Below are 22,905 nucleotides of genomic sequence, written 5' to 3' on the forward strand. Positions count from 1 at the left end.
TCGGACGAAACCTCCATCTCGTCCGCCGACGCCCGCGGAACTGTGACTCAGCGAGAAGGCAACCGCAACCTTTCGGAGAGTCTTCCAAAGCGCTTTGGGTTTTTCGATCTCGCCATTGAATTAACGCGAAGTCAAGAGGGTTGCGACACTAATCGATTTAAATTTCTGCCTGACCGGCGAGAAAGTGCATTGCAGCATGCTTTTTTGGCGCTGCAACAGCAATTTTTGCTTCAAACTGCCTGGTGCCGACACTAAGGTCATTCCGTCTGGCGGCATCGCCAGTTGTCATCGGATCGATTCAAATTTAAAGCGCTTTGAGGCTGGAGGCCTCCGATGAACCTCAAGCAACTCTCGCACATGCTGTCGCTTTCGCAGACCACGGTAAGCCGCGCGCTGAACGGCTACCCGGAGGTCAACGAGGAGACGCGGCGCCGCGTGATGGATGCCGCCAAGCGCCATGGCTACCGGCCGAACCCCAGCGCGCGGCGGCTGGCCACCGGCAAATCGGGCATGATCGGCTATGTGCTGCCGACCGGCAACACCGTCGACATCGATCCGCATTTCGTCGAGTTCCTCTCCGGCCTCGGCGACTATGCCCGCTCGCACGAGCTCGACCTCGTGCTCTCGCCCGCCGATGCCGATGACCAGGAGACGACCTACCGGCGTATCGTCGCCAACCGGCAGGTCGATGCCGTCTACATCTCTTCGCCGCGCCCCGCCGACCGGCGGCTGGCGCTGGTCAACACGCTGGGCATTCCCTTCATCGTCCACGGTCGCAGCGAGGGTTTCGATTTCGACTATCCATATCTCGACATCGACAATGAGGGCGCCTTCCACGAGGCGGCGAGGCTTCTCGTCCAGCTCGGCCACAAGCGGCTGGCGCTGATCAACGGCGACGACCGCGAGACTTTCGCCATCCATCGCGAGCGCGGCGTGCGCCGGGCGCTTGCCGCGAGCGGGCTTACACTTGGCGAACGCCACATCTGCTCGCTGACGATGACCGAAGAAAACGGCTATCACGCCGCCCGCCGCCTGCTCGAGCAAACCGAGCCGCCGACGGCGATCGTCTGCTCCAGCCTGATCATGGCGCTGGGCGTCGTGCGCGCCGTGCGCGACCTCGGCCTGACCATTCCGGGAGATCTCTCGTTGGTCGCTCACGACGACGTCTTCCCCTGGCTGCGGCCCGAAAATTTCCCGGTGCCGCTGTCGACCACGCGCTCCTCGATCCGCCTCGCCGGCGCCCGCGTCGCCGAGCGCCTCGCGGCGCGCATCTCCGGGCTGGAAGAGGGGAAGCGAGGCGAAGTCTGGCCGGTCGATCTGGTGGTAAGGGGATCGGTCGCGGGGGCGCCGGGGACTCAATACTTCAAGTGATCGAGTTCGATGCATGCTGCCGCGTTAGTAGACTTGGTGGCGATTAGCGATGGAAGAATGGACGACGATTTGGGACCATGAGTTGGCCGGGTTCGGACAGCGCTCGATTACCTTTCGATTCGAGAAAGGTTCCTATCGCGTTGAAGTCAACGATAAGGAGCAAGATCAGATCGACGTGGTCGCGTCGCGTCCCTTTCCACCATTCTGAAGCTATTTCTGTATGCGCCCGGCGCCTGACCGACAATCCGGTTGAAGGCCTGCGAAAATGACGGTGCTGAATCATAGCCGACGGTGTGGGCGATCTTCTCAACCGTCTGGTTCGTCTCCCGCAATGCCCGGGCGGCGAGGTTCATTCGCCATCGCGCAACATAGGTCAGCGGCGGCACTCCCATGAGACGGGTGAACCGCCGGGCGAAGGTCGCCCGGGACTGCAACGCACACTTGGCTAACTCGTTGACGGTCCAGGGCTCCGTCGGGGCTTCATGGATGAGGCGGAGCGCCCGTGCGATACCCTTGTCACGCAAGGCATCAAACCATCCACCTCCCCCCAGGGGCTGGCTGTCAAGCCAGGCGCGCAGGAGGAAGACAAGCGCGCTATCGAGGAGCCGTGGCGCCGCGATGTCATGCCCCGTCATGTCGCTGACGGCCTCCAGGCGTAAAAGCTCGACCACCAGATGCAAGGATGGATTTGCCTCGATCTGCGCGCGGGTCAGATGAATCAGTGGTGGCAGCAGCGAGATCATCGGATGCGGTGTCCCCTCGTCCAGCGAGAACTTCGCGCAGAGGAGCGTCGTCGCTTCGCTATCGTGAGAGTTGCCCGTGCCGGCGGCCGCCTTCGACAGCATGGCGGCGATCGGAGCGACGGGCGCATCGACCGGGTTGCTAAGGGCATGCGCTACACCGCTGGCAACGAGGATGATGTCGCCCTCGGACACGTTGATCGGCGCTTCCGCGTCGGGCAGGCGCAGCCAGCAATCGCCGTTCTGCACGAGATGGATAGCCGCGCCGCGAGCCGGATCCACCGCGATACCCCAAGGCGGCGCAAGGCGCGCGTAACCGATCACTGCGCTACCGAGCCGGACCGAGGACAGAATCTCCGATAAAGCGTCCATACTCTTATCTTCGTTTCTCACCCCAGGGGACATGTGAGACGTGCGGATAGGGAATTGCAAGTATAAACCATCGAATGTCTCATGCGACGCACCTAGGTTCATCCAGCGACGGCACGGCGCCACATTTCAGCTCCGGCCGGATACAGGAAACCCAAAGGACGCTCGAACCATGAACGATCAGGAAAAGACACCTTCACACAGTTCCACCGAAAGCATCCTCGCCCGCAACAAGGCTATCGTGCTCGACTTCATCGAGCAGGCAGTCAATCGAGGAAATATCGATGCCGCCTCCGCGCATTTCGGCGATGCCTACATCCAGCACAATCCGAATATCGCCGACGGGGTCGACGGTTTCTGCAGCTATGTCCGGCAGCTTCGCCAGACGTTCCCTGACGTCCGCGGCGAGGTGAAGCGGATCGTCGCGGAGGGAGACTATGTTGTCGTCCACATGCTGGCCAAGAGGGATGCGAAGGAGGCGGGCCTTGCCATCGTGGACATCTTCCGCCTGGCTGCCGACAAGCTCGTCGAGCATTGGGAGGTCCGGCAGCCGATTGCTGAAAGCGATCTACATGGCAACAGCATGATCTGACACGGAAGCTGCCTGCGGCCACCCGCGACAGCGCAGCGCCGTTGGCCCCTTATTCCTTCGCTGCGCCAGCCGCCTTGATATCCAGCAGCCCATAGCCGAAGTCATTGTCCCGCCCCTTCGGGCCGAGATCCTTCGCGGTGGCGGCAAGCGCCCTCTCGATTTCGTCGGCCGAGCGGCCGGGCGCGGCATGAATGAGATTGGCGATGGCGCCGGACACGATCGCGGCGGCGAACGAGGTGCCGGTCACCACGTCGGAGCCGGCGCCGCTCGGCGCCACCATTTCGACGCCGGGCGCCGAGATGAAGACATAGGCGCCGCGATTGGCCTGCGGCATCAGCCCGTCCTTGGCGTCGGTGGCGGTCACGGCGATGACGCCGTCGAAAGCGGCCGGATAGCCGTAGGGCGCGTTCGGACCGTTGTTGCCGGCCGCCGCGATCAGCACCATGCCGAGAGCGCGCGCATTGCGGCAGGCGGTGCCGAGCAGGTCGTTCTTCGGGCCGACGAAGCTCATATTGATGATGCGCACGTCCTGGCTCGCCGCCCAGTCGAGCGCCGACAGGATGACGTCCATGGTCGACTTGCCGCCCTCGAAGGCGCGCGCGTGGTAGATCCTGGCGCCCGGCGCCATGCCTTCCAGCGCGCCGACGCCGGCGATCAATCCGTCGACCGAGGTGCCGTGATCGCGCTTCTCGATCGGCACGTTCGGCATGGCGTCGAACTGGTCGGCGATCACGCCCTTCAGCGCCGGGTTGGTGTCGTCGATGCCGGTGTCGATGACGGCGACGCGCACATTCTCGCCGCTCGCCTGTTTTGAATCGAGCGCGATGCGATCAAAGGCGTAGTTCACGATGCCGGCTGCCTGCTGCAGCGAATAGATGTGGTTGGGCTCGCGCCGCTGCGTGCGGCCGTCGGCGGCGAGCTGCGCCAGCACCACGCCGACCGGGCGCCCGTCGGGAATCCCGAAGCGCACCAGCGTTGCGCCGAGCAGCCGCGACTGGCGCTCAGAGCGTACCTGCAGGCCGAAGGCGTTGGCGATCTGCTGCACCGCGCCGGCGTCGCCGGCGACCGTCACCAGCACCTCGTCGGGCACGAATTCGCCGCTGACCGCGCGCGGCGGCGCGGTGACATTGAGCCCGGTAGGCGGCGTGACACGTCCGCTCGGCGTGGGAGCCGGTGTCGGCGTGTTGGCGGGACCGGCCGTCGGCGACGTCCCATTCGGGGGATTGGGCGTTGGCGTTGCCGGACCGGCCGGCGGATTCGGGAACAGGTCGACGATCAGCGCCGGCAAGAACACGGCACCGGTCGTCGTGCCCGCGCCAGGCTTGCCGCCATCGTTTCTGCCGCCGCCGTTCTTGTCGCAATCGGCGCCGGCCGCAGTCTTGCCATTGAGGCAGTCGATCCGCTTCTGCGAAAGATTCGGGTCGTTGGTCTGTGCGACGGCAGGCGCGGCGACAAATGCCGCCGCCGCCAGGAGCGCCGCATGAAAGACGACCGCCTTAGCCGCCATCGGCCGGTTTCCTTCCCTGCAGCACAGCCTCCGCGAAAGGCTGGGCGGCAATAAGCCCGACGAGCTTTTCGTAGTCGGCCGCGGTGCTGGCCGGAATCGTCACGTGGAACACACCGTCGGCAGTCGGCCCGCCGGCTATCTTCAGCCCGTTCTGACCGAGGAAGACGGCGATGTCCGACATCTTGGCGTCCGGCTTGAACTTCACCAGCGCGAAGGGCAGCTTGGCAAGGTCGTCTTGGGCGCCGGCAACCTCGAAGTCGTTGCCCCTGCCGCCCGGCCGCTCGAAGGACTGCACGACGACCAGCGCAAGCAGCGTCGCGGCCGCCGCCCAGGCGACGCCGGCAGGCATTGCCGTAACCCGGCCGAAGACCTTCGCCAGCCACGATTGGCCGGCGGGCGCGCGCACCGGGCCGGCCTCGGCGTCGAGCGCCCTGGCAAAGCGGGAGAGCGCATCGGCCGGCGGCCGGATTGCCTCGTTGGCGGCGGCGGTGCCGGAAAATTCCGCCTCCGCCTCGCCAAGGGCTGCCATGGCCGCCGGATCGGAAGCCAGCCATTCCTCGACGGCTTCCAGCTCGGCGCCTTCCAGCGAGCCGTTCAGGTAGAACGGCAGCAGCGTCTCCATCTCGTCGCGGCGCGACATCTTTTCAGCGGCGCTCATGGCCACCCCCTGTCGTAACCGGCGGCCTTGAGAGCCTCGCCGAGTTTTTTGCGGGCGTAGAACATCCTCGTCTTGACGGTCGCGACCGGGATATCGAGCACCTCGCCGATCTCGGTCACCGACTGGCCGTGGTAATAGGCGAGATCGATCACCGCGCGGTGTTCTTCCGGCAAGGCATCGACGAAGCGGCGCAAGGCGGCGGCCTTGTCCTTCTTCATGGTGACGACTTCCGGCGTGTCGGCGCTGTCGGGGACCTGCGCCGCGTCATCGTCGTCGACCCAGTCTTCCTTCTTCTTGCGCAGCAAGGACAGCGCCTTGAAACGCGCGATGCCGAGCAGCCAGGTCGAGACTTCGGAGCGGCCTTCGAAGCCCGGCGCCTGGCGCCACAGCTCGAGAAAGACCTCGTTGGTGATATCGTCGGCCATCATTTCCGATCCCGTCTGGCGCGCCACGAAGCGGTAGATCCGCGCATGGTGACGCATGAACAGGAGCCGCACGGCGGCCCGGTCGCCCTTCGCGACCCGGTCGACAAGCACGCGATCGGTTTCGGTCGCCGCGTTCATGGCCGGTCGAGCCGCCTGGCTCCTCGTGGCTCTGTCGCTGATAGGTCCAAAAAGGTTCACCCTCCGCCAAGGATTTTCGGAGGCTAACCGAAGAAAGGGGAGGTTGCCAGAGGCAGGGCCTGCCCTTCCCCCCTTGTGGGGGAAGGTGGATCGGCGCGCAGCGCCGAGACGGATGAGGGGTGCTCCAGCGGAGTGAGACGTTGGCGTTTCCTGGAACACCCCTCATCCGTCGCCTTCGGCGACACCTTCTCCCACAAGGGGAGAAGGGGGAGCTAAACCAAAAACACCTTCCCCTTCATCGTCGCCGGTATGTCGACACCGAGCCGGCTCAGCACCGTCGGCGCGAGCTGCAGCTGGTCGAGCAGAGTGCCGGCCTCGGGGCCTTTCGCCGGACCGAAATAGTATAGCGCGAAATCCTGCATCTCGTCGTCGTGGCCGCCATGATGGCCGCGGTCCGTCTGGCCGTGGTCGGCGGTCACGATCACCTCGTGCCCGGCTTCGCGCCAGCCGGGCAGGAAGGCGGCGAGCATGCCGTCCATCGCATAGCAGGCCTGGTCCATCTCGTGGCAGTCATGGCCGAAGCGATGGCCCATCGAGTCCAGCGTGCAGCTGTGCAGGATGCCGTAGTCGATGCCGTGGCGGCGGGTCAGCATCGTCAGCGTCGCGAACAGGTCGACATCGCTCGGCGTCATCTGGTTCTTGAGATTGTAGCCGGTCATGGTGTGGAAGCGGCCATGCGTGATCGGTCCACCGGGCTCGTCGAACTCCATGTCCTCGACGAGGTCGAACGGATGGGAGCGGAAGAATTCCGACCAGTAGGAGTGGGCCACCGCGCCCGTCTTGCCGCCCGCCTTGCTGACCTCCGAGAAGATATCCGGCTGCTTGACGCGGAACCGGTTCTCGTTGGACAGGATGCCATGCACCTGCGGCGCGACCCCGGTGTGGATCGAGGCGTAGCAGCAGGCCGAGGTGGACGGCAGCACGGAGCGCATCTTCCACACCTGCGCCTCGCCTGATTGCGCCCAGCCTTCGAGATTGCCCATCAGCCGGCGCCAGTTCCGGTAGGGCACGCCGTCGAGGATGATGAGCAGCAATTTGGATTTGAGCGCCACAGGCAATTTCCATGCGGTCTTGCAGAAAGATCAGCATCGAGACTTTGGCCGATCCGGCCAAGGTCCAGAAGCGCGCAAGAAGAGGAACCAAGCCTAGTTGCCCGCGCTCTCCATGCGCCGGCCCGCGATAGCCTTTTCCAGCCAGCCGATCTCCATTTCGGGGACGGAGGACAACAGAAGGTCGGTATAGGCGTCGAAGGGCGGCGTCAGCACCTTGCTCTTGGAGCCGTAGCGCACCACCTCGCCGCGATACATCACCGCGATGGAGTCAGCGATCGACTTCACCGTCGCAAGATCATGGGTGATGAAGAGATAGGCCACCTTCTCGATCTGCTGTAAATTGAGGAGCAGCTTGAGGATGCCGTGCGCGACCAGCGGGTCGAGCGCCGACGTCACCTCGTCGCAGATGATCAGCTTCGGCTTGGCGGCGAGCGAGCGGGCGATGCAGACGCGCTGCTTCTGGCCGCCGGAAAGCTCGGCCGGATAGCGGTCGACGAAGCCCTTGCCCATCTCGATCTCGTCGAGCAACTCGGCGACGCGCTTGTCGCGTTCGCGGCCCTTCATGCCGAAATAGAACTCCAGCGGCCGGCCGATGATGGTGCCCACGGTCTGGCGCGGGTTCATCGCCACGTCGGCCATCTGGTAGATCATCTGCAATTGGCGCAGGTCTTCCTTCGGCCGATCAGCCAGCCGGTTGGCGAGCGTGCGGCCGTCGAAGACGACGCTGCCTTGCTCCGGCGGCAGCAGTCCGGTGATGGCGCGTGCCAGTGTCGATTTGCCGGAACCGCTCTCGCCGACGACGGCCAGCGTCTGGCCCGGATGGATGTCGACCGAGACGTTCTTCAGCACCTTGACGAGGCCGCCGCCATAGGCGGCCGTCACGTTGTTCACCGACAGCACCGGCGCTGTGCCGGGCTGTTGCTCCTGGTGCTCGATCTCATGCACGGAGACGAGTGCGTTGGTGTATTCCTGGCGCGGCTCCTTGATGATCTGTCGCGTGCCGCCCCACTCGACCAGCCGGCCATGGCGCAGCACCATGATCTCGTCCGACACCTGCGCGACGACGGCGAGGTCGTGGGTGATGTATAGAGCCGCGACATGGGTGTCGCGGATGGCGTCCTTGATCGCCGCCAGCACGTCGATCTGCGTCGTCACGTCGAGCGCCGTGGTCGGCTCGTCGAAGACGATCAGATCGGGTTCCGAGCAGAGCGCCATCGCCGTCATCACGCGCTGCAACTGGCCGCCGGAGACCTGATGCGGGAAGCGCTCGCCAATGGTTTCGGGATTGGGCAGGCTGAGCTTCTTGAACAGCGCGACGGCGCGTTTCTCGGCCTCCGCACGGGTCGCCGTGCCGTGCAGGAGCGCGGCCTCCACCACCTGATCCATCAGCCGGTGGGCCGGATTGAAGGCCGCCGCCGCCGACTGCGCGACATAGCACACTTCGCGGCCGCGAAGCTTGCGCAAGCCGTCCTTGCCGCCCTTCAGGATATCGCGGCCGTTGAGGATGACCTCGCCGCCGGTGATGCGTACGCCGCCACGGCCGTAGCCCATGGACGACAGGCCGATGGTCGACTTGCCGGCCCCGGACTCGCCGATCAGGCCGAGCACCTTGCCCTTCTCCAGCGTCAGCGAGACGTCGTGGACAAGGGTGATCGTCTTCGGCGCCTCGCCGGGCGGATAGACGGTCGCCTCGATGCGCAGATTGCGGATGTCGAGGAGCTTGCCGGAATTCGCTTTGCTGTCAGCCATTACCCGCGCCCTCCCTTCAGGCTGGTCGTGCGGTTGAGCACCCAGTCGGCGACGAGGTTGACGGAGATCGCCAGCGCCGCGATCGCTGCCGCCGGGATGAGCGCCGCCGGAATGCCGAAGACGATGCCGTCTTTGTTTTCCTTAACCATGCCGCCCCAGTCTGCGTCCGGCGGCTGCACGCCGAGGCCGAGGAAGGAGAGCGTCGACAGGAAAAGCACGGCATAGATGAAGCGCAGGCCGAGTTCCGAGACCAGCGGCGACAGCGCATTGGGCAGGATCTCGCGGAAGATGATCCAGCCGCTGCCTTCGCCGCGCAGCTTGGCGGCTTCGACATAGTCCATGACGTTGATGTCGACCGCCACCGCGCGCGACAGGCGATAGACGCGGGTCGAGTCGAGGATGCCCATGACCAGGATCAGCGTCACCAGGTTGGACGGCAACACCGACAGCACGACGAGGCCCATGATCAGGGTCGGGATCGACATCAAGAGGTCGACGAGACGCGACAGGACGGTGTCGTACCAGCCGCCGAACACCGCCGCCGAGAAGCCGAGGATGGCGCCGAGCGAAAACGAGAGCGCCGTCGCCAGCACCGCGATGAACAGCGTAATGCGTGCGCCATAGATCATGCGGGACAAGAGATCCCGGCCGAGATTGTCGGTGCCCAGCCAATGCGCCGACGACATCGGCTCCCAGACATCGCCGACGATCTCGCCATTGCCGTGCGGCGCGATCAGCGGCGCGAAGATTGCCGCCAGCACGAACAGCCCCGTCAGCACCAGGCCGATCAGCGAGGGCAGGGGAATGCGTCTGATGTCGAGCATGTCCGCCGCCCTCTACTTCGGATGCCTGAGCCGCGGATTGGCGACGATCGCCGCGATGTCCGCGATGATGTTGAGGCTGATGTAGACGGCGGCGAATATCAGGCCGACCGCCTGCACGACGGGAACGTCGCGTTTGGTGACGTGGTCGACGAGATACTGCCCCATGCCCGGATAGACGAAAATCACCTCGACCACGACGACGCCGACCACCAGATAGGCGAGGTTCAGCATGACGACGTTGATGATCGGCGCGATTGCATTCGGGAACGCATGCTTGCGGATGACGGCGAAGGCCGAGAGCCCCTTGAGCTCCGCCGTCTCGACATAGGCCGACTGCATGACGTTGAGGATCGCCGCGCGCGTCATGCGCATCATGTGGGCGAGCACCACAAGCGTCAGCGCCGCCGCCGGGAGCGCGATCGCCTGTAGGCGCTCGCCGAGAGACATTCCGTCATAGACGGTGGAAATCGCGGGGAACCACTGGTGCTGGACCGCGAAATAGAAGACCAGCAGATAGCCGATGAAGAATTCCGGGAACGAGGTCGAGGCGAGCGCCACGCCGGAGATCAGCTTGTCGACCCAGCCATTGCGGTAGCGAACCGCGATAAGGCCCAGCGTGATCGCCAGCGGAATGGCGACGATCGCCGCCCAGAAGGCCAGGAACAGCGTGTTCCACAGCCGTTCCTTGATCGATGTTGCGATGTCCTGCCCGCTCGACATGGCCGTGCCGAGGTCGCCGGTCAGCACCCCGCCCAGCCAGTGGAAGTAGCGGATATAGGCGGGCTGGTTGAGCCCGAGCTGCTCGCGCAGGTTGGCCAGCGACTCCGGCGTCGCCGACTGTCCGAGAATGGCTTGCGCGACATCGCCGGGCAGGATCTGCGTACCGGCAAAGATCAGGACCGAAACGGCCAGCAGAAGGAGGATGCCCAGCGCAATGCGCTGGGCCACCAGTTTCACGATGGGTGAGGACATCTCCGCAAGGCCGGACCTTAGGCTTCCAGCCAGCACTTCGCCAGGGCGTAGCCGTTGCTAAGCTCCTGATGCGGATCCTCCACCCAGCCTGCCACCTTCGGACCTGTTGCGTCGATGAACTGATTGAACATCGGCAGGATCAGGCCGCCCTCGTCACGCACCATGACGGCCATGTCATGGTACATCTGCTTGCGCTTGGCCTCGTCGAGTTCGGCGCGAGCGGCAAGCACCATCTTGTCGAAGTCCGGACGCTTGAAGCGCGTGTCGTTCCAGTCGGCCGACGACAGATAGGCGGTCGAGTACATCTGGTCCTGGGTCGAGCGGCCGCCCCAGTAGGAGGCGCAGAAGGGCTGCTTATTCCAGACCTCGTTCCAGTAGCCGTCGCCCGGCTCGCGCTTGATCTCGAGCTTGATGCCGGCCTTGGCCGCACTCTGCTGGTAAAGCTGTGCAGCGTCGACGGCGCCGGGGAAGGCGACATCCGAAGTCCGGAGCAGGATGGAGCCGTCATGGCCCGACTTCTTGTAGTGGAACTTGGCCTTGTCCGGATCGTATTTGCGCTGCTCGATCTCGGTGAATAGCGGATAGGATGCATTGATCGGGAAGTCGTTGCCGAGCGAGCCGTAGCCGCGCAGCACCTTGTTCAGCATCTCCTCGCGGTCGATCGCCAGCTTCAGCGCCATCCTGAGGTCGTTGTTGTCGAACGGCGCCGTGTCGCAATGCATGATGAACACGTAGTGGCCGGGACCGGAGTGGTTGCGGATGGTGACGCCCGGCACGCGCTTGATCAGGTCGACGATCTTCGGCTCGACGCGGTTGATCATGTTGACCTGGCCGCCCTGCAAGGCCGCCGTGCGCGCCGTTGCGTCGTTGATGACGACGACTTCGACCTGGTCGGCATGGCCCATCTTGTCGCCCTGCCAGTAATTGGCGAACCGCTCGCCGACATGGCGCACGCCGGGCTCGTTGACCTTCACCTTATAGGGACCGGCGCCGATGCCGGCATCGGGCTTGTCCTTGCCGCCGTTCGGCTGGACGATCAGGTGATAGTCGCTGAGCAGATACGGAAGGTCGGCATTCGGCTCCTTGAGCGTCAGCACCACTTCCTTGCCGCTGGCCTTGATGGTCTCGATGCCTTTCATGTAGCCCAGCGCGCCCGACTTCGACTTCTCGTCCGAATGACGTTCGAGCGTCGCGGCGACGTCCTCGGCAGTCACGGTCTTGCCGTTGTGGAATTCGACGCCGTCGCGGATCTTCAGCGTCCAGACCTTCGCGTCGTCCGACGAGCCGATCTCCTCGGCGATGCGGTTCTCGAGCTTGCCGTCGGGGGAAAGCTCGACGATCATTTCGCCCCAGCACTTGCCGAAGGCGAAGGGCACCTGCGTCATCATCAGCGCCGGATCGAGGCTGTTGGTGGATTCACCGCCGACCAGGCCGGCCTTCAGCGTGCCGCCCTTGACCGGACCGGCGGCGCGGGCAGCGCTGGAAAGCAGCGCGTTGGCGAACGGCGCCGTGACGCCGAGCGCGGCGGCACGGCCAAGGAAGTCGCGACGGCTGAGCTTGCCGGCGGCGACGCGACGGCTGAGATAGTCGAGTTCGTTTGTCATTATGGGTTCCTCACTCTGATGGTCCGACCTTATGGTCGTTTCTACTTGTTGGAGGAGATAATGACCGCAAGGGAAAGCAGCAGGCAAGACCGAATGCGACATGCCGTGGCGTAAATGGCGCGTCGCAATTGGACCAATCTTGCCAGCGCTCAGACGAGAGCGCGGGGAATCGCCTGTTTGAAATCGCGCTCGAACACCAGTTTGTCGCCCTCATAGGCCTCGATTCTGGCGCTCAGGATGAAATTCTGCGCGTCGCAGCGCAGGTCGGCAAAAGTTTCCGTGCGCACCGACCACTCATTTCGCGAGAAGGTCTGCGTCCAATGGGTTCTGCCGGTGGCCGAAAGCGGATCGTCGGAATGGATCGCCCAAGTCTCCCTGACGATACTGCCATGGACGAGCCCATGGGCAAGGTCCCGCACCTCGCCGAAATCGTCGGTTATTGAAAGCGTGACGACGCCGGTCTTCTCGTTGCGATCGACATGCCGTTCTGAGTTGGCTGGCCTGATCGTCTCGGTCGCCCAAGGTGTCGCGCCCTCCGGTTCGGCGAAGGAAACCTCGTCGCCTTTGGCCAGCGGGCGCAACGGCAGCTTGAGCGTCGCCGCCATCAATTCGAGCCTCACCGGCTCAGGCGACGGCCAGATCATCGGCCAGTAGGCATTTGAGACCGCAATGCGCAGTTTGTGGCCCGCCGGCACCCGGTAGGCGCACTGGTCGAGCACGACGCGCGCCGAAACCGTCTCGCCCGGCGCCAGCGCTTCCGGGAACTCATGCGACTTGCGATGCGTGAGGTTGAGCACGCCGTAGGAAATCAGTTCCGAGGCGCCGTCGGGATGTACGTCGCAAAGCCGCACCGCGATGTTGGCCTGGCGGCGGTCCGCGGCAACCGTGATGTCAAGCTCCGGCGCGCCGACGATGTCGATCGCCTCCCCTAGTTCGGCTCGGTCGAAGCACACCGAAAGCGCGTCGTCGGGGCGCTGGTCGCCCGGCAACTCCGGGCCGAAGGTGAAAGGAAAATACTCGCCTCCGGCCAGTCCGCAGTTTTGCGGCGAGGCGACGATTGCCGGCTTGGCGCCGTCGGCAATGAGCTCGATCGCCTGCACCTTGATGTTGGACGACGGCCATTCCTGTTCCGCAATCCAGCGGCCCGGCCGCTCCGGGTGCCAGCGGGCCGGCCGCACGCTGTCCATCACATAGGCGCGGTAATCCGGATCGGCCTCGACGCCGGTCGGCGCACCCTTCAGCCAGCGATCCCACCAGCGCAGTGCCTCCTGCAGGAAGCCGATGGCCGGATTGGGTCCCGCATAATGCGGGTATTTGTGGATCCAGGGACCGACGATGCCTTTGACCGGCGACTGGATGTTGGTGACGAGGTTGGAGATCGTGTTGCGGTACCCGTCATGCCAGCCGCCGATCGACAGCACCGCCGCCTGAACGGCCGAAAAATCCTCGCAGATCGAGCCGCGTTTCCAGTAGCCGTCGCGATGCTGGTGGCTGAGCCAGAGCGGCAGAAGGAAGGGCTGGTTCTCCAGCCGGCTGAGCCAAAGGTCGCGCCAGCGGTTGCCGCCGGCAATTTCCGGATCCGGCGGCCGCGACGAGTAGGAGAGCATCGTCGAGGCCCAGCCAAAATTTTCGAGCAGCAAGCAGCCGCCCTTGTAATGGATGTCGTCGGCATAGCGGTCGACGGTCGAACACAGGCTGATCACCGCCTTCAGCGCCGGTGGCTGCTTGGCCGCCACCTGCAGGCAGTTGAAGCCGCCCCAGGAGATGCCCATCATGCCGACATTGCCGTTGCACCAGGGCTGCGCGGCCGCCCAGGCGATGACGTCGCAGGCGTCCTGCAATTCCTGCTCGGAATATTCGTCGTCCATCAGCCCTTCGGAATCGCCATTTCCGCGCATGTCGACGCGGATCGAGGCATAGCCGTGGCCGGCGAAATAGGGATGGGTCAGCTGATCGCGGAAGATCGTGCCGTCACGCTTGCGGTAAGGCAGGTGCTCGAGGATCGCCGGCACCGGATTGTCGGCCGCGTCCTCAGGCATCCAGATGCGCGCCGACAGCCGGCAGCCGTCGGACATGACGATGCCCATATCGGGAAATTCGACGACCTTGCGGGGGAAATCGGTGACGGTTTTCATGGCGGGCATAACGCTCCGGAGCGTGGCGACTTTCAATCGCCATTCGCGACTGGAGCATCAAAAAATGCGACCTGGGCCGTTAGCGCAATTCGTCCAGCAATTCGGGGTGCTTTTCCAGCAGCGTCATGAGTTGAATCGTCGGGCCACTTGGCTCGATCAAACCTCGCTCGTACTTGTCGAAGGCATTCTCGCCGACTTTGAACAAGGATCCTGCCTCGCGCTGCGACAGCTTGAGCTTCGTGCGCATGCGACGGATGGTTTCAGGCGCAGGCACCCCATCAATCCGTTCCTTGAGAACGCGAAGAGCAGCATCGACGGCGGCCATATCGTCCCCGACATGCACACCTTCCCCTTTCGAAGCCGGATAGTATCCCGGCAGGTCGACAACCAAACTCTCGCCCTTGTAGGTCACGGTGAAGGGACGCACGCCGCGCGTCAGCGTCTCCCCGGTTTCCGGAGAGATCATGGTTTTACTGGTTTCTCTCGCCATGTCATTTCTCCTTGAATGCCATGACCGTGAATTCGGTCACGACATCGGCCTGGAATTTCACGTAGAGAAGCAGGTCGCGCGCCGGCACATGATAGACATCCTGCCAGACCCGGTGATCCGTCGTCATCGATTTCACGAACATCTTCCGCGTCATGCCGCCGATCACCTCGACAATGCCGGCGCGGTCAAAACCGAGACCAACCGCATCTCGCAGGGCTGACGTTGTGATGGCCAATGTACAGACCCGAATGTCGTCTTGATCGCATCAAGATCGTAAGTGGGTCTGCGCTTCTCCATAGCCTAAGTATGCCACCATAAAGGTGGCAACACAAGACGGGGAAGTCCAGCTCAGTTCAACGGGATGTCGTTGTCGCCCTTGTTCGCCTGATAGGCGCCGGATAGCTCATCGTAGCGCGCCGAAATCCTGCCGATTCTTGCCTCCAACCGCTTGCGCTCGGCTTCGGGCAAGGCGCGCACCAGCTTTCGGATGGAAAAGCTCTTCCAATAGGCGTTCTCGGCATTGTAGCCGCCGGGGTCGAGGGTGAAGACCTCCTTCAGGATCCTGAGGTCATGCGGGATGGCGAAGCTGTCGCGCGAGTCCTCATGGCTGAAGAGGTAGTAGAAATTGTCGAAGCCGGTCCAGGTGATCGCCGACAGGCAGAGCGAGCATGGCTCGTGCGTGGCCAGGAACAGCGCATCCTTGGTGTCGACACGCTCGGCCTTGGGCATCTCGTAGAAGCGCTTCAGGCAATGCACCTCGCCGTGCCAGAGCGGATTCTCGATCTCGTTGTTTGTCTCGGCGAGAACCAGCGTGCGGTCGTCCTTCCTCAGGATCGCGGCGCCGAACAGCTTGTTGCCGTGGGCAACGCCCTCGGCGGTCTTCGGCACGATGTCTTGCTCGATCACGTCGAGCAGGCGGTCGATCAGCGAAATCTCTGTCATCGGAAAAATCGGCAGTGTTCAGGGAAGATGGATCTCGTAAGGGTGCGAGAAATGGCACTCTTCGAGGTTGGAGCCGTCGCCGCCGCGGTCGACGATGAGAAAATCCTGTTCCTCGCCGATCGGCGTCAGCACGCCGTGCCAGAGGTTGCGGCGATAGTTGATGCCTTGACCAGGCGCGGTCATGAAGGCATGCGGCTCGCCGGGGCCGTCCTCGGTGTCATGGCAGACGACGACCAGGAACGGGCGCCGCGACAGCGGGATGAAAGCCTGGCTGCCGAGCGGATGGCGCTCCACCATGGTCAGCCTCAGCGGCATCTCGTAGGGTGTACTGCGCACCATCGAGATCAGCACGCGCGCATTCGGCCCGGCGGCTTCCGCCGTGGCGAGGTCGTGGTAGCGCATCGCCTTGCCGTCATTGATCGGGTAGCGGTTGTCGCCGCCCATATCGATGACATCGCCGAAGGGGGCGAAGTTTTCGCGCGTCAGCGGCTGGGCGACGATGCGGGTCACCGCGTGCGGGTCCCGAGGGCGCCGCCGAGCTTGGCGTGGCGATTGACGTCCTTGTAGAGCAGGTAGCGGAAGTTGCCGGGACCGCCGGCATAGCAGGCCTGCGGGCAGAAGGCGCGCAGCCACATGAAGTCACCGGCCTCGACCTCGACCCAGTCCTGATTGAGGCGGTAGACGGCCTTGCCTTCGAGCACGTAGAGCCCGTGCTCCATGACATGCGTCTCGGCAAAGGGGATGACCGCGCCGGGTTTGAGCGTGACGATAGTGACATGCATGTCGTGGCGCATGTCGGCCGGATCGACGAAGCGCGTCGTCGCCCAGCGTCCCGCGGTGCCGGGCATCGGGCTCGGCTCGATCTGCTGCTCGTTGGTGAAGAACGCTTGCGGCGCGTCGAGGCCGTCGACCGCCTCATAGGCCTTGCGGATCCAGTGGAAGCGGACGGCATCGCCGCTCTCGTTGCGCACCGTCCAGGCGCTCGCCGGCGGCAGGAAGCCGAAACCGCCGGGGACAAGCACATGCCTCTTGCCGGCCAGCGAGACGGTGAGCTCGCCCTCGACGACGAACAGCACGCCCTCGGCCTCGGCGTCGAGTTCCGGCCGGTCGCTGCCGCCACCGGGCAGGACCTCGACGATGTATTGCGAAAACGTCTCGGCGAAGCCAGAGAGCGGCCTTGCGATGATCCATGCCCTCGTCTTGTCCCAGAACGGCAGCGGGCTGGTGACGATGTCCTGCATCACACCCTTGGGAATGACCGCATAGGCTTCGGTGAAGACCGCGCGGCCGGTCAACAGCTCGTGCTGGCCCGGATGGCCGCCTTGCGGCGCGTAATAGGTTCGCTCGGCCATTTTCATCATATCCATGTCTTGAGGCCTATAACGGGAGCATGTCTCTCAGCCGAAGCAGCGCGATGCGCTCGACTTGTTTGCAGGCGGTGTCGAACTCATGGCTGCGGCTGTTGCCGATGCGCGCCTCGAACTCCGCCAGGATCTCGTCCTTGGTCTTGCCCTTGACCGCGATGATGAAGGGGAAGCCGAAGGTTGTGACGTAGGCGGCGTTGAGCTTCGAGAACAGCTCGCGCTCCTTGTCGGTTAGCGCGTCGAGCCCGGCGGAGGCCTGTTCCTTGGCCGATTCCGGGGTCAGCCGCCTGGCCGCCGCCAGCTTGCCGGCGAGGTCGGGGTGGGCGTTGAGCACGGAGAGCCGTTCGGCCTCGGTCGCCGCGCGGAAGACGCGGCAGAGCGCGTTGTGCAGGCCGCCGGCGCTGTCATGCGCGGGCCCAAGCTCCAGCTCGTAGGCGCGCTCGGCTATCCAGGGCGAGTGCTCGAAGACGCCGCCGAAGGCGTGGACGAATTCCTCGAACTCCATCCGCGAGGGGCGCAAAGCCGGCGCCTTGTAGGGATGCGTCTCGCGCCAGTGTTTTGCGATATCGATGCGCCGTGTCAGCCACACCTTGTCGTGCGATTTCACGTAGTCGACAAAGCGCTTTAGCGCCGCCACGCGGCCCGGACGGCCGACCAGCCGGCAATGCAGGCCGATATTCATCATGCGCGGCCGCCCCGCCTTGCCCTCGGCATAGAGCGTGTCGAAGCTGTCCTTCAGATAGGCGAAGAACTGGTCGCCCGAGTTGAACCCTTGAGGCGTCGCGAAACGCATGTCGTTGGCGTCGAGCGTGTAGGGGATGACGAGCTGTGGCTTCTCCAGCCCGTCGCGATCGAACCAGTAAGGCAGTTCGTCGTCATAGGTGTCGGAGACATAGTCGAAGCCGCCTTCCTCGGCGACGAGCCGTACCGTGTTGACCGAGGTGCGGCCGGTGTACCAGCCGGTCGGGCGCGCGCCGGTCACTTCGTAATGCAACCTGATCGTCTCTTCGAGGTCGCGCCGCTCCTCCTCCGCGTTGTGGTCGCGGTAGTCGATCCACTTCAGCCCATGCGAGGCAATCTCCCAGCCCGCCTCCTGCATCGCCACGACCTGGTCGGGCGAGCGGGCGAGCGCGGTGGCGACGCCGTAGCAGGTTACCGGCACCTCGGCTTCGGCAAACAGCCGGTAGAGCCGCCAGAAGCCGGCCCGGGCCCCGTATTCGTAGATCGATTCCATGTTCCAGTGGCGCTGGCCGACCCAGGGAGCGGCGCCGACGATCTCGGACAGGAAGGCTTCCGAGGCCTTGTCGCCGTGCAGCACGCAATTCTCGCCGCCTTCCTCGTAGTTGACGACGAATTGCACCGCGACATAGGCGCCGCCGGGCCATTTCGGGTCCGGTGGATTGGCCCCGTAACCGCGCATGTCCCGTTCGTAACGCATGGTCGCTCCTGCCCGATGGTTGAGATGAAGATATCGAAAGGAGTGCTTCGGCATTCCCCCGAAAATTTTTGAAAGTGCTTTTTGCCGCACTCCGCTCGACCGGGACTTATGCATCGCCTTTAATTGGCGCACAATTGACCTGAAAACGTTCGACTGTACCGGCCAATCGGTCGTACTGGAAATGGGAGGCGGCCAGTGGCAGAAACGTCGAAAGCCGATGGCGGGCGTCTGACGACCCACGTGCTCGACACCGCGACCGGCAGGCCGGCAAAGGGCCTCTCGATCGAGCTTTTCCGCATCGAGCGGCAGGGCCGCACACATCTGAAGACCGTCACCACCAATGATGACGGCCGCTGCGATGCGCCGCTGCTTGCCGGCGCCGATTTCCGCACCGGCGAATATGAGCTGGTCTTCGCCGCCGGCGACTATCTGCGTGGGCAGGGTGTCAGCCTGCCGCAGCCTGCTTTCCTCGAGACCGTGCCGATCCGCTTCGGCATGGCGGAAGAACGACATTATCATGTACCGCTCTTGATTTCGCCTTACGGCTACTCGACCTATCGCGGGAGTTGAGCCATGGCAGAGATCAAGACCCGCAACGAGATACGTTTCATCCTCAACGGTGCCGACGTCGCGCTCGCCGACATTGCGCCCGACATGACGCTGCTCGACTGGCTGCGGCTCAACCGGTCGCTGCGCGGCACCAAGGAAGGCTGCGCCGAGGGCGACTGCGGCGCCTGCACGGTGCTGGTCGGCAAGCTTTCCGCCGAAGGTCTCGTCTATGAAAGCGTCAATGCCTGCATCCGCTTCATGGGGTCGCTCGACGGCACCCACGTGGTCAGCATCGAGCATCTGCGCGGCGACGGCGAGAAGCTGCATCCGGTTCAGCAGGCGATGGTCGATTTCCACGGCTCGCAATGCGGCTTCTGCACGCCGGGCTTCGTCATGTCGCTCTATGCGCTCTGGATGAAGACGCCCAACCCGTCCGATGCGGCGATCGAAAAGGCGCTGCAGGGCAATCTCTGCCGCTGCACCGGCTACGAGGCGATCATGCGCGCCGCCCGCGCCATTTCGAGCTACGGCAAGGCGGTCAAGGACCCGTTGGCGCTGGAGCGCGAGGATATTTTCGCGCGGCTGGAAGCGATGCGCGACGGCGCCAGGGTCGAGGTCGGTTCGGGCAAGAACAGGCTGATCGTGCCGGCCGGCGTCGACGATTTCGCCGCCGAGCTCGAGAAGGAGCCGGGCGCCACGATCGTTGCCGGTTCGACCGATGTCGGCCTGTGGGTCACCAAGCATATGCGCGACATCTCGCCGGCGATCTTCATCGGCGGTCTCGACGGCCTGCGCACGATCTCGGAGGCCGATGGGGTCGTCACCATCGGCGCCGGCGTGACCTACACCGAGGCCTTCGAGACGCTGTCGAAGCGCATCCCGGCATTGGGGCCGCTGGTCGACCGCATCGGCGGCGAGCAGGTGCGCAACATGGGCACCATTGGCGGCAACATCGCCAACGGCTCGCCGATCGGCGACACGCCGCCGCCGCTGATCGCGCTCGGCGCGCAATTGACGCTGCGCAAGGGTGAAGCGCGCCGCACGATCCCGCTCGAAACCTTTTTCCTCGCCTATGGCAAGCAGGATCGTCAGGCCGGCGAATTTGTCGAGGCGGTCCATGTACCCGTGCCGGCAAAAGGCACGAAGTTTGCCGTCTACAAGGTCACCAAGCGCCGCGACGAGGATATCACCGCAACCCTCGGCGCTTTCTATCTGACGCTCGCCAAGGACGGCACGGTGGCGGATATCCGCATCGCCTATGGCGGCATGGCGCCGACGCCGAAGCGCGCGGTTACGGTCGAAAAGGCGTTGATCGGAAAAGCCTGGAGCGAGGCGACGGTGGAGGCCGCGATGGCCGAATATGCCGGCGACTTCGCGCCGATCACCGACATGCGCGCGACCGCCGAATATCGGGCGCTGGCGGCGAAGAACCTTCTCCTGCGCTTCTTTGTCGAGACCACCGGAACCAGGGCGCCGTTCCAGGTCTCACGGTACGAGGCCGCCTGATGACCAAGCACGTCCCTAACTTCAAGGCACAGAAGATCAACGGCGGCGTTGCCAGCGACCAGCGCCACGATTCCGCGCACAAGCATGTCAGCGGCACGGCGGTTTATATCGACGACATGCCGGAACCGGCGGGCACGCTGCATGGCTGCCTCGGCCTGTCCACGGCAACGCATGCCACCATCACCAAGATGGACCTGTCGGCAGTGCGCGCTGCGCCGGGCGTCGTGGACGTGCTGACGGCAAAGGATATTCCCGGTGAGAACGACATTTCGCCGACCGGCCGACACGACGAGCCGGTGCTGGCGGACGGCAAGGTTGAGTTCTATGGGCAACCGATCTTCTGCGTCATCGCCCAGACCCGCGAGGAGGCGCGGCGCGCCACCAGGCTGGCCAAGGTCGAATACGAGCAATTGCCTTTTGTCACCGACATCGGCGAACTCGACCCGAGGAAGGATAAGCTCGTCACCCCGCCGCTGACACTAAGGCGCGGCGATGCGGCAGCAGCGATCAAGGCGGCACCCCGCAGGCTCAAGGGAAAGATGCGGGTCGGCGGCCAGGAGCATTTTTACCTGGAAGGCCATATTGCCATGGCCATTCCCGGCGAGGACGAGGATGTCGCCATCTATTCCTCGACCCAGCATCCGAGCGAAGTCCAACATATGGTGAGCCATGCGCTCGGCGTGCCCAGCCATTCCGTCACGGTGGAAATCCGCCGCATGGGCGGCGGTTTCGGCGGCAAGGAAACGCAGGGCAACCAGTTCGCCGCGCTCGCGGCGATTGCCGCCAAGCGGCACCACCGCGCCGTCAAGATTCGGCCCGACCGCGACGACGACATGACCGCCACCGGCAAGCGCCACGACTTCCTTATCGACTACGAGGTCGGTTTCGATGACGACGGCAATATCCTCGGCGTCGACTTCTTGTTCGCGGCGCGCTGCGGTTTTTCCTCGGACCTGTCAGGTCCAGTCACCGATCGCGCGCTGTTCCACTGCGACAACACCTATTTTTGGCCGACCGTGCACGCGCAATCGGCGCCTCTCTACACCAACACCGTGTCGAACACCGCCTTCCGCGGTTTCGGCGGACCGCAAGGCATGGTCGGCGCCGAGCGCGTCATCGACGAGGTCGCATTCGCCGTTGGCAAGGATCCGCTCGAGATCCGCAAGAAAAATTTCTACGGTGGCGACCAGGAAGAGGGCCGCAACGTCACGCCCTACCACCAGACGGTCGAGGACAACATCATCCAACGCATCGTCGCCGAGTTGGAGGCGAGCTCGAACTACGAGCGGCGCCGGCGCGAGATCAGCGCCTTCAACAACAACAGCCGCTTCGTCAAGCGCGGCTTGGCGCTGACGCCGGTCAAGTTCGGCATCTCGTTCACCGCCACCCATTACAACCAGGCTGGCGCGCTGGTGCATGTCTATACCGACGGCTCGGTGCATCTGAACCATGGCGGCACCGAGATGGGGCAGGGCCTCTACCTTAAGGTGGCGCAAGTGGTGGCCGAGGAGTTCCAGATCGATCTCGACCAGGTGAAGATCACCGCCACTACGACCGGCAAGGTGCCGAACACCTCGGCGACCGCGGCATCGTCCGGCTCCGACCTCAACGGCATGGCGGCGCAGAACGGCGCCCGCCAGATCAAGGACCGGCTGATCAATTTCGCTTGCGAGAAATACCAGGTGCCGCGCGACCAGGTGCTGTTCCTGCCCAACCGGGTGCGCATCGGAAATCAGGAGATCCCCTTCGCGGATCTCGTCAAGCAGGCCTACATGGCCCGTATCCAGCTTTCGGCGGCGGGCTTCTACAAGACGCCGAAGATTCACTGGAACCGCGACAAAGGCGAAGGCCGACCCTTCTACTACTTCGCCTATGGCGCCTCTTGCTCTGAGGTGTCGGTCGACATGCTGACCGGCGAATATGTGGTCGAGCGCACCGACATAGTGCACGAGACTGGCCGCTCGCTGAACCGCGCCATCGATCTCGGCCAGATCGAGGGCGGCTTCATCCAAGGCATGGGCTGGCTCACCACCGAGGAACTCTGGTGGGATGACAAGGGCCGGCTGCGCACGCATGCGCCGTCGACCTACAAGATTCCGCTCGCCTCCGACCGGCCGAAGATCTTCAATGTGACGCTCGCCGACTGGTCCCAGGCGAACGAGCCTACCGTGCATCGCTCCAAGGCGGTCGGAGAGCCGCCGTTCCCGCTCGGCATGTCGGTGCTGCACGCGCTTTCCGATGCCGTGGCGAGTGTCGCGGACCACAAAATCTGTCCGCGCCTCGACGCCCCGGCAACGCCGGAACGGGTGCTGATGGCCATCGAAAGGCTGAAGCGGGAAGCCGCAAAGCAGGCCTGAACGGGCCCAAACGTGCAATTCGGGGCACAAAACGCTATATTTCCTGGCGCATTACCCGAAATC

The 22,905-nt window shown here is 64.2% G+C and carries 21 protein-coding genes; 5 read left to right on the forward strand and 16 right to left on the reverse strand.

The features are described from left to right. Nucleotides 1-333 precede the first annotated feature (333 nt). A complete protein-coding gene (locus tag P9236_RS13470; RefSeq protein ID WP_278075116.1) occupies nt 334-1,371 on the forward strand; it encodes a substrate-binding domain-containing protein in 1,038 nt (345 codons plus the stop codon). A 146-nt stretch (nt 1,372-1,517) separates the two neighbouring features. On the opposite strand, the gene P9236_RS13475 is transcribed toward P9236_RS13470, so the two are convergent. Further along, entirely contained in the window at nt 1,518-2,483 is a 966-nt protein-coding gene (locus P9236_RS13475) for an AraC family transcriptional regulator (protein WP_278075117.1), read from the reverse strand. Nucleotides 2,484-2,721: 238 nt separating this feature from the next. Between P9236_RS13475 and P9236_RS13480 the strand changes: the two genes are divergently transcribed. Further along, entirely contained in the window at nt 2,722-3,072 is a 351-nt protein-coding gene (locus P9236_RS13480; RefSeq protein WP_278075118.1) for a nuclear transport factor 2 family protein, read from the forward strand. Nucleotides 3,073-3,121: 49 nt separating this feature from the next. Here P9236_RS13480 and P9236_RS13485 read toward each other — a convergent pair whose 3' ends face one another. The 15 genes from P9236_RS13485 to puuE form a co-directional block, all read right to left on the reverse strand. After that, nucleotides 3,122-4,579 (reverse strand): S8 family serine peptidase, encoded by a 1,458-nt coding sequence (locus P9236_RS13485; protein ID WP_278075119.1) that lies wholly within the window; start codon nt 4,577-4,579, stop codon nt 3,122-3,124. After that, entirely contained in the window at nt 4,569-5,237 is a 669-nt protein-coding gene (locus tag P9236_RS13490; RefSeq protein ID WP_278075120.1) for an anti-sigma factor, read from the reverse strand. Before P9236_RS13490 ends, P9236_RS13485 begins: the two co-directional genes overlap by 11 nt. Beyond that, entirely contained in the window at nt 5,234-5,800 is a 567-nt protein-coding gene (locus tag P9236_RS13495; RefSeq protein WP_278075121.1) for a sigma-70 family RNA polymerase sigma factor, read from the reverse strand. Before P9236_RS13495 ends, P9236_RS13490 begins: the two co-directional genes overlap by 4 nt. Nucleotides 5,801-6,072: 272 nt before the next feature. Then, a complete protein-coding gene (locus P9236_RS13500; protein WP_278075122.1) occupies nt 6,073-6,912 on the reverse strand; it encodes an alkaline phosphatase family protein in 840 nt (279 codons plus the stop codon). A gap of 93 nt (nt 6,913-7,005) precedes the next feature. After that, nucleotides 7,006-8,661, reverse strand: a complete 1,656-nt coding sequence (locus P9236_RS13505; protein WP_278075123.1) for an ABC transporter ATP-binding protein — start codon at nt 8,659-8,661, stop codon at nt 7,006-7,008. Next, nucleotides 8,661-9,485, reverse strand: coding sequence for an ABC transporter permease (locus P9236_RS13510; RefSeq protein WP_278075124.1), 825 nt, complete (start codon nt 9,483-9,485; stop codon nt 8,661-8,663). Before P9236_RS13510 ends, P9236_RS13505 begins: the two co-directional genes overlap by 1 nt. A gap of 12 nt (nt 9,486-9,497) precedes the next feature. After that, a complete protein-coding gene (locus P9236_RS13515; protein ID WP_278075125.1) occupies nt 9,498-10,457 on the reverse strand; it encodes an ABC transporter permease in 960 nt (319 codons plus the stop codon). Nucleotides 10,458-10,474: 17 nt separating this feature from the next. Continuing rightward, on the reverse strand, nt 10,475-12,061 hold the full coding sequence (locus tag P9236_RS13520) for an ABC transporter substrate-binding protein (protein WP_278075126.1): 1,587 nt from the start codon (nt 12,059-12,061) through the stop codon (nt 10,475-10,477). A gap of 149 nt (nt 12,062-12,210) precedes the next feature. Further along, nucleotides 12,211-14,232: a CocE/NonD family hydrolase gene (locus tag P9236_RS13525; RefSeq protein ID WP_278075127.1), complete on the reverse strand. Its 2,022-nt coding sequence runs from the start codon at nt 14,230-14,232 to the stop codon at nt 12,211-12,213. A gap of 43 nt (nt 14,233-14,275) precedes the next feature. Continuing rightward, nucleotides 14,276-14,686: a type II toxin-antitoxin system MqsA family antitoxin gene (locus tag P9236_RS13530; RefSeq protein WP_278075128.1), complete on the reverse strand. Its 411-nt coding sequence runs from the start codon at nt 14,684-14,686 to the stop codon at nt 14,276-14,278. 1 nt (nt 14,687) lies between these two features. Further along, nucleotides 14,688-14,921, reverse strand: a complete 234-nt coding sequence (locus P9236_RS13535) for a type II toxin-antitoxin system MqsR family toxin (protein WP_278075129.1) — start codon at nt 14,919-14,921, stop codon at nt 14,688-14,690. Nucleotides 14,922-15,034: 113 nt separating this feature from the next. Then, nucleotides 15,035-15,628: a nucleoside deaminase gene (locus tag P9236_RS13540; protein ID WP_278075130.1), complete on the reverse strand. Its 594-nt coding sequence runs from the start codon at nt 15,626-15,628 to the stop codon at nt 15,035-15,037. A gap of 18 nt (nt 15,629-15,646) precedes the next feature. Then, nucleotides 15,647-16,138, reverse strand: a complete 492-nt coding sequence (locus P9236_RS13545) for an ureidoglycolate lyase (RefSeq protein ID WP_278075131.1) — start codon at nt 16,136-16,138, stop codon at nt 15,647-15,649. Continuing rightward, nucleotides 16,135-16,995, reverse strand: a complete 861-nt coding sequence (locus P9236_RS13550) for a bifunctional allantoicase/(S)-ureidoglycine aminohydrolase (protein ID WP_278075132.1) — start codon at nt 16,993-16,995, stop codon at nt 16,135-16,137. Before P9236_RS13550 ends, P9236_RS13545 begins: the two co-directional genes overlap by 4 nt. Nucleotides 16,996-17,005: 10 nt before the next feature. After that, nucleotides 17,006-18,430 carry an allantoinase PuuE gene (gene puuE / locus P9236_RS13555; protein WP_278075133.1) on the reverse strand — a complete coding sequence of 475 codons (1,425 nt, stop codon included), beginning with the start codon at nt 18,428-18,430 and terminating at the stop codon, nt 17,006-17,008. A gap of 195 nt (nt 18,431-18,625) precedes the next feature. Between puuE and uraH the strand changes: the two genes are divergently transcribed. Genes uraH through xdhB form a run of 3 tightly spaced genes read left to right on the forward strand, consistent with a single transcriptional unit; the run spans nt 18,626 to nt 22,842 of the window. Beyond that, a complete protein-coding gene (gene uraH, locus P9236_RS13560) occupies nt 18,626-19,000 on the forward strand; it encodes a hydroxyisourate hydrolase (protein WP_278075134.1) in 375 nt (124 codons plus the stop codon). Nucleotides 19,001-19,003: 3 nt separating this feature from the next. Next, on the forward strand, nt 19,004-20,485 hold the full coding sequence (gene xdhA / locus P9236_RS13565; protein WP_278075135.1) for a xanthine dehydrogenase small subunit: 1,482 nt from the start codon (nt 19,004-19,006) through the stop codon (nt 20,483-20,485). Next, nucleotides 20,485-22,842: a xanthine dehydrogenase molybdopterin binding subunit gene (gene xdhB / locus P9236_RS13570; protein ID WP_278075136.1), complete on the forward strand. Its 2,358-nt coding sequence runs from the start codon at nt 20,485-20,487 to the stop codon at nt 22,840-22,842. Before xdhA ends, xdhB begins: the two co-directional genes overlap by 1 nt. Nucleotides 22,843-22,905 lie beyond the last annotated feature (63 nt).

The sequence above is a fragment of the Mesorhizobium sp. WSM4884 genome (assembly GCF_029625675.1).
Classification (GTDB): Bacteria; Pseudomonadota; Alphaproteobacteria; order Rhizobiales; family Rhizobiaceae; genus Mesorhizobium.

Excerpts from the sequence above, each read along its gene's own strand:
- P9236_RS13505 (WP_278075123.1), bottom strand. The coding sequence starts at position 8,661 with ATGGCTGACAGCAAAGCGAATTCCGGCAAGCTCCTCGACATCCGCAAT.
- P9236_RS13485 (WP_278075119.1), bottom strand. The coding sequence starts at position 4,579 with ATGGCGGCTAAGGCGGTCGTCTTTCATGCGGCGCTCCTGGCGGCGGCG.
- P9236_RS13550 (WP_278075132.1), bottom strand. The coding sequence starts at position 16,995 with ATGGATATGATGAAAATGGCCGAGCGAACCTATTACGCGCCGCAAGGC.
- xdhB (WP_278075136.1), top strand. The coding sequence starts at position 20,485 with ATGACCAAGCACGTCCCTAACTTCAAGGCACAGAAGATCAACGGCGGC.
- P9236_RS13530 (WP_278075128.1), bottom strand. The coding sequence starts at position 14,686 with ATGGCGAGAGAAACCAGTAAAACCATGATCTCTCCGGAAACCGGGGAG.
- P9236_RS13520 (WP_278075126.1), bottom strand. The coding sequence starts at position 12,061 with ATGACAAACGAACTCGACTATCTCAGCCGTCGCGTCGCCGCCGGCAAG.
- xdhA (WP_278075135.1), top strand. The coding sequence starts at position 19,004 with ATGGCAGAGATCAAGACCCGCAACGAGATACGTTTCATCCTCAACGGT.
- P9236_RS13515 (WP_278075125.1), bottom strand. The coding sequence starts at position 10,457 with ATGTCCTCACCCATCGTGAAACTGGTGGCCCAGCGCATTGCGCTGGGC.
- P9236_RS13475 (WP_278075117.1), bottom strand. The coding sequence starts at position 2,483 with ATGGACGCTTTATCGGAGATTCTGTCCTCGGTCCGGCTCGGTAGCGCA.
- P9236_RS13470 (WP_278075116.1), top strand. The coding sequence starts at position 334 with ATGAACCTCAAGCAACTCTCGCACATGCTGTCGCTTTCGCAGACCACG.
- P9236_RS13490 (WP_278075120.1), bottom strand. The coding sequence starts at position 5,237 with ATGAGCGCCGCTGAAAAGATGTCGCGCCGCGACGAGATGGAGACGCTG.
- P9236_RS13540 (WP_278075130.1), bottom strand. The coding sequence starts at position 15,628 with ATGACAGAGATTTCGCTGATCGACCGCCTGCTCGACGTGATCGAGCAA.
- P9236_RS13495 (WP_278075121.1), bottom strand. The coding sequence starts at position 5,800 with ATGAACGCGGCGACCGAAACCGATCGCGTGCTTGTCGACCGGGTCGCG.
- puuE (WP_278075133.1), bottom strand. The coding sequence starts at position 18,430 with ATGCGTTACGAACGGGACATGCGCGGTTACGGGGCCAATCCACCGGAC.
- P9236_RS13510 (WP_278075124.1), bottom strand. The coding sequence starts at position 9,485 with ATGCTCGACATCAGACGCATTCCCCTGCCCTCGCTGATCGGCCTGGTG.